Raw genomic sequence first — 6200 nt, forward strand, 5'->3', positions numbered from 1 at the left:
GGGGGGGGGGGTGGGGCGGGCGGCCGCCCCCCCCCCCCGTTCCGGGCCCTGGGCGGCCCGCAGCCGCCGCGGTGGGCGGCCGCCGGGCCTCAGGCGCCGAGCAGGGCCTTGCGGCGCAGGAGCGAGGCCAGCGAGGCGGCGAACTCCACCGGGTCGACCGGCAGGGTCACCGCGGCGTCCGCGCGGCTCCAGGTGGCCAGCCAGGCGTCCTGGGGGCGCCCGATGAGCACCAGGACGGGCGGGCAGTTGAAGATCTCGTCCTTGATCTGGCGGCAGACTCCCATGCCGCCCATCGGGACCGCCTCGCCGTCCAGCACACAGACGTCGATGCCGCCCCTGTCCAGTTCCTTCAGGACCGCGGCGGGCGTCGCGCACTCGATGAACTCGACCTGGGGAACGTCGGAGGCCGGTCTGCGGCCTGTCGCCAGCCGCACCTGCCCCCGGGTGTTGGAGTCGTCACTGTAGACCAGCACCGTGGCGGTCGGCTGCATTGTTCCTCCACGCATCTGAGGCACCGCATTGATCGGGAACTCCTGGTACCGATGGCGCGGATGCTACTCCTTCAAACACCTCGTCAACACCGGTTCGGACAGGGCTTCGATGGGCCATACGGGCTGGACACACCCCACAGACACCCCGAACGGCACCCCCCGGGGTGAGGGCGGGATAAGCGACCGACATAATGTCGGTCGTGGCGACAGCAACGACAGTAGAAACCGGGCACGCGCACCCGTCGGTCAATCGACCGAACCTCACCAGCGTCGGAACCATCATCTGGCTGAGTTCCGAGCTGATGTTCTTCGCGGCCCTCTTCGCGATGTACTTCACCCTGCGATCGGTGACCGGACCGGATCACTGGAAGGAGATGGCGGGCCATCTCAACTTCCCGTTCTCGGCCTCGAACACCACGATCCTGGTGCTCTCCTCCCTGACCTGCCAGCTCGGCGTGTTCGCCGCCGAGCGCGGGGACGTGAAGAAGCTCCGGATGTGGTTCACCGTCACGTTCGTGATGGGTGCGATCTTCATCGGTGGTCAGATCTTCGAGTACACCGAGCTGGTCAAGAAGGACGGGCTCTCGCTCTCCTCCGACCCGTACGGCTCGGTGTTCTACCTGACCACCGGCTTCCACGGCCTGCACGTGACGGGCGGCCTCATCGCCTTCCTGCTGGTCCTCGGCCGCACCTACGCGGCCAAGAGGTTCACTCACGAGCAGGCGACCGCCGCCATCGTCGTGTCCTACTACTGGCACTTCGTCGATGTCGTCTGGATCGGCCTCTTCGCCACGATCTACATGATCAAGTAATCGGGCCTGCAGCCCGAAACATCCAGAAGCATCGACGCAGAAGATCCTGACACCGGGGTAATCCGTGAAAAAGCTCTCCGCACGACGACGCCATCCGCTGGCGGCGGTCGTCGTCCTACTCCTCGCGCTGGCGGCCACCGGGGGGCTGTACGCCGCGTTCGCACCCGCGAGCAAGGCGCAGGCCGACACCACCGCCCAGTCCCTTGCCATCGACGAGGGCAAGAAGCTCTTCTCCGTGGGCTGCGCAAGCTGCCACGGAACCGGCGGTCAGGGCTCCTCCGACGGGCCGAGCCTGGTGGGAGTGGGCGCCGCGGCGGTCGACTTCCAGGTCGGCACCGGCCGCATGCCGGCCCAGCAGCCGGGCGCGCAGATCCCGCGCAAGAAGGTCATCTACTCGCAGGCCGAGATCGACCAGCTCGCGGCGTACATCGCCTCGCTGGGCGCTGGTCCCACGGTCCCGACCAAGAGCCAGGTCAGCCCGGAGGGCGCGGACATCGCCAAGGGCGGCGAACTGTTCCGCACCAACTGCGCCCAGTGCCACAACTTCACCGGCAAGGGCGGCGCGCTGACGCACGGCAAGTTCGCGCCGAGCCTTGAGGGTGTCGACCCCAAGCACATCTACGAGGCCATGCAGACCGGCCCGCAGAACATGCCCTCCTTCCCCGACACCACGCTGTCGGAGAAGAACAAGAAGGACATCATCGCGTACCTCGACGCGGTCAACGGTGACAACACCGAGAGCCCGGGCGGTCTCGAACTGGGCGGCCTCGGGCCGGTCAGTGAAGGCCTCTTCGGCTGGATCTTCGGTCTTGGCGCCCTGGTCGCCGTCGCCGTCTGGGTCGCCGCTCGGACCGCAAAGGCCAAGAAGTCATGAGTAGCCAAGACATTCCAGAAGAGAACCTGCCCGCTGAGCAGGCCGACGCGCACGGTCACGGCGCAGTAGCCGTCGCGAACGAGGACAACCCGTTCGCGGACCCGGGACTGCCGCCCCACGAGCACCGCATCCAGGACATCGACGAGCGGGCCGCCAAGCGGTCCGAGCGTGTCGTCGCGATGCTGTTCACGCTGTCGATGCTGGCCACGGTGGCCTTCATCGCCTCGTACGTGACGATCCCGAACGACAAGTCGATCTTCGTCTTCCCGCTCGGGCACATCAGCGCGCTGAACTTCGCGCTGGGTATGACGCTCGGAGTGGCGCTCTTCTCGATCGGCGCGGGCGCGGTCCACTGGGCCCGCACCCTGATGTCCGACGTGGAGATCGCCGACGAGCGTCACCCGATCGAGGCGGAGCCCGAGGTCAAGGCCAAGGTCCTGGCCGACTTCAAGCAGGGCGCCAAGGAGTCCGCGCTCGGCCGCCGCAAGCTGATCCGCACCACGATGTTCGGCGCGCTGGCCCTGTTCCCGCTCTCCGGCGTCATGCTGCTGCGCGACCTCGGTCCGCTGCCGGGCACCAAGCTGCGCCACACGATCTGGTCCAAGGGCAAGCTGCTCGTCAACGTCAACACGAACGAGCCGCTGCGTCCCTCCGACATCGCCGTCGGCTCGCTCACCTTCGTCAAGCCCGAGGGCCTGGAGGAGAAGGACGAGGACTTCCAGCAGGAGATCGCGAAGGCCGCCGTGATGATCGTCCGGCTCCAGCCGGACAACATCAAGGACAAGCGCGAGCTCGCCTGGTCGCACGAGGGCATCGTGGCGTACTCGAAGATCTGCACCCACGTCGGCTGCCCGATCTCCCTGTACGAGCAGCAGACGCACCACGTGCTCTGCCCCTGCCACCAGTCCACCTTCGACCTCTCCGACGGTGCCCGAGTGATCTTCGGCCCGGCCGGTCATGCCCTGCCGCAGCTGCGCATCGGTGTGAACGACGAGGGCTACCTCGAGGCGCTCGGCGACTTCGACGAGCCCGTCGGTCCTGCCTTCTGGGAGCGCGGATGAGTACTACCACCACCTCCGACTCGCGCTCGCGCGAGAAGGCGCCCGCCGGTGAGCGGGTGGCCGACTGGGCCGACGGCCGCTTGGGGATCTACTCCCTGGCCAAGGCCAACATGCGCAAGATCTTCCCCGACCACTGGTCGTTCATGCTGGGTGAGATCTGCCTGTACAGCTTCCTCATCATCATCCTCACGGGTGTGTATCTGACGCTGTTCTTCCACCCGTCGATGAACGAGGTGGAGTACCACGGCAGCTACGTCCCGCTGCAGGGTCAGCTGATGTCCGAGGCGTTCAACTCGACCATGCACATCTCCTTCGAGGTGCGCGGTGGTCTGCTGATCCGGCAGATCCACCACTGGGCGGCGCTGATCTTCCTCGCCGGCATGTTCGTGCACATGATGCGCGTGTTCTTCACGGGTGCGTTCCGCAAGCCGCGTGAGGTCAACTGGCTGTTCGGCTTCCTGCTGTTCGTCCTGGGCATGTTCACCGGCTTCACCGGTTACTCGCTCCCGGACGACCTGCTCTCCGGCACCGGTGTCCGCTTCATGGAGGGCGCGGTCCTGTCCGTGCCGATCGTCGGCACGTACCTCTCGTTCTTCCTCTTCGGCGGACAGTTCCCGGGCGGCGACTTCGTGGCCCGCTTCTACTCCGTGCACGTGCTGCTGCTGCCGGGCATCATGCTCGGCCTGGTCGTCGGCCACCTGATCCTGGTCTTCTACCACAAGCACACGCAGTTCGCGGGCCCCGGAAAGACGAACAAGAACGTCGTCGGCATGCCGCTGCTGCCGGTCTACATGGCCAAGGCCGGAGGCTTCTTCTTCCTGGTCTTCGGCGCCATCGCGGCCATCGCGGCGATCGCCTCGATCAACCCGATCTGGTCGCTCGGCCCCTACCGCCCCGACATGGTGTCCACGGGCGCCCAGCCGGACTGGTACATGGGCTTCTCCGAGGGCCTGATCCGTGTCATGCCGGGCTGGGAGATCAACTTCTGGGGTCACACGCTCGTCCTGGGCGTGTTCATCCCGCTGGTGATCTTCCCGCTGGTCCTGGTCGCGATCGCGGTCTACCCGTTCATCGAGTCCTGGGTCACCGGCGACAAGCGCGAGCACCACATCCTGGACCGCCCGCGCAACGTCCCGACCCGCACCGCGTTCGGCGCGGCCTGGATCAGCTGGTACTTCGTCCTGCTGGTCGGTGGCGGCAACGACATCTGGGCCACGCACTTCCACCTGTCGATCAACTCGATCACCTGGTTCGTCCGGATCGCGTTCTTCGTCGTGCCGGTGCTCGTCTTCATCGCCACCAAGCGGATCTGCCTCGGCCTCCAGCGCCGCGACAAGGAGAAGGTGCTGCACGGCCGCGAGTCGGGCATCATCAAGCGCCTGCCGCACGGTGAGTTCATCGAGGTGCACGAGCCGCTCGGCCAGGAGGCCCTGCACACGCTCACCGCGCACGAGCAGTACCAGCCCGCCGAGATCGGCCCGGTGGTCGACGAGAACGGTGTCGAGCGCAAGGTGAACGGCGCGCAGCGACTGCGTGCCAAGCTCAGCAAGGGCTTCTACGGGGAGAACAGCCAGATCCCCAAGCCCACGGTCGAGGAGTACGAGGAGATCACGAGCGGCCACGGCCACCACTGATCCTCCGGCCGGTCCTCACCGGTCCCACTGATCGCCACGGCAGGAGCCCCCGTCCACGGACGGGGGCTCTTTGCCGTGTCCGGGCTGGATAGGGTGGACCCTGCTCGGACCTGTCTACGAACCCAGGAGCGGCATATGAGTGCTGTGACCCCCGCTGGAGGCGACATCGCGGCGGGCCGTTCCTGGCCCGCGGTGCTGAACGGCCTGCTCGACGGCCGGGACCAGAGCGCGGACGACACGGCCTGGGCGATGGACCGGATCATGAGCGGCGAGGCGACGGACGCGCAGATCGCCGGCTTCGTGGTGGCGCTGCGGGCCAAGGGCGAGACGGTCGAGGAGATCACCGGTCTGGTCCGCACGATGTACGAGCACGCCAAGGTGATCGAGGTGCCGGGGGAGACCGTCGACATCGTCGGTACCGGCGGTGACGGCGCGAAGACGGTGAACATCTCCACGATGTCGTCCATCGTGGTGGCCGGAACCGGCACGAAGGTCGTCAAGCACGGCAACCGGGCCGCGTCGTCGGCGTCCGGCGCCTCGGACGTCCTGGGCAAGCTCGGAGTCAATCTGGAGCTGACGCCGAAGCGGGTGGCCGAGGTGGCCGAGGAGGCCGGGATCACCTTCTGCTTCGCGGTCAAGTTCCATCCGGCGCTGCGTCATGTGGCGGCGGCGCGCGGACAGCTGGGCATCCGCACGGTCTTCAACTTCCTCGGCCCGCTGACCAACCCCGCGCGGGTGCGGGCGCAGGCGGTGGGTGTCGCCGACGCCCGGATGGCGCCGATCATGGCCGGTGTCTTCGCCGAGCGCGGCAACTCCTCGCTGGTCTTCCGCGGTGACGACGGGCTGGACGAACTGACCACCACGGCGACGTCGAAGGTCTGGGTCGTGCGGGACGGCAAGGTGACCGAGGAGCGGTTCGATCCGCGGGACGTCGGGCTCGACCTCGTCCCCGTGGAGGCCCTGCGGGGCGCCGACGCTTCCTACAACGCGGAGGTCGCCCGTCGTGTCCTGGACGGCGAACGGGGGCCCGTACGGGACGCCGTGGTCCTGAACGCGGCGGCGGCGCTGGTGGCGTTGTCCCCGGCGGACGCGCCGCTGGTGGACCAGTTGCGTGCCGCGATGGTGAGGACGGCTGAGTCCATCGACTCCGGCGCGGCGCGGGCCGCGCTGGACCGCTGGGTGACGGCCACGAACGCGTGACTCCTCGCGGGGGCGGACGGGACTCTCCGCTCGCCCCTCCATCAGGACCTGGGGGCTCCGCCCCCAGACCCCCGTCCGGCCTTAAGGGCCTTGTCCTCAAACGCCGGACGGGCTGAACTACCCAGCCC

At 67.8% G+C, this 6200-nt stretch carries 6 protein-coding genes; 5 read left to right on the plus strand and 1 reads right to left on the minus strand.

From position 1 onward, the window contains the following. Nucleotides 1–89: 89 nt before the first annotated feature. Nucleotides 90–491, minus strand: a complete 402-nt coding sequence (locus ACFV2J_RS42305) for a hypothetical protein (protein ID WP_266698638.1) — start codon at nt 489–491, stop codon at nt 90–92. Nucleotides 492–682: 191 nt separating this feature from the next. Here ACFV2J_RS42305 and ACFV2J_RS42310 point away from each other — a divergent pair, with 191 nt between their 5' ends. From ACFV2J_RS42310 to trpD, 5 genes are all read left to right on the plus strand, one after another. Beyond that, nucleotides 683–1303, plus strand: coding sequence for a heme-copper oxidase subunit III (locus ACFV2J_RS42310; protein WP_168527748.1), 621 nt, complete (start codon nt 683–685; stop codon nt 1301–1303). A gap of 64 nt (nt 1304–1367) precedes the next feature. Then, nucleotides 1368–2177 carry a c-type cytochrome gene (locus ACFV2J_RS42315; protein WP_266698637.1) on the plus strand — a complete coding sequence of 270 codons (810 nt, stop codon included), beginning with the start codon at nt 1368–1370 and terminating at the stop codon, nt 2175–2177. Next, entirely contained in the window at nt 2174–3238 is a 1065-nt protein-coding gene (locus ACFV2J_RS42320; RefSeq protein WP_385095194.1) for a Rieske 2Fe-2S domain-containing protein, read from the plus strand. Before ACFV2J_RS42315 ends, ACFV2J_RS42320 begins: the two co-directional genes overlap by 4 nt. Further along, complete coding sequence (locus tag ACFV2J_RS42325) at nt 3235–4872, plus strand: cytochrome bc complex cytochrome b subunit (RefSeq protein WP_385095191.1); 1638 nt, start codon at nt 3235–3237, stop codon at nt 4870–4872. The genes ACFV2J_RS42320 and ACFV2J_RS42325 overlap by 4 nt, the downstream gene beginning before the upstream one ends. Before the next feature lie 135 nt (nt 4873–5007). Next, nucleotides 5008–6072: an anthranilate phosphoribosyltransferase gene (trpD, locus tag ACFV2J_RS42330; protein WP_385443808.1), complete on the plus strand. Its 1065-nt coding sequence runs from the start codon at nt 5008–5010 to the stop codon at nt 6070–6072. Nucleotides 6073–6200: the final 128 nt, after the last annotated feature.

Source organism: Streptomyces sp. NPDC059668 (genome assembly GCF_042734135.1).
GTDB lineage: Bacteria > Actinomycetota > Actinomycetes > Streptomycetales > Streptomycetaceae > Streptomyces.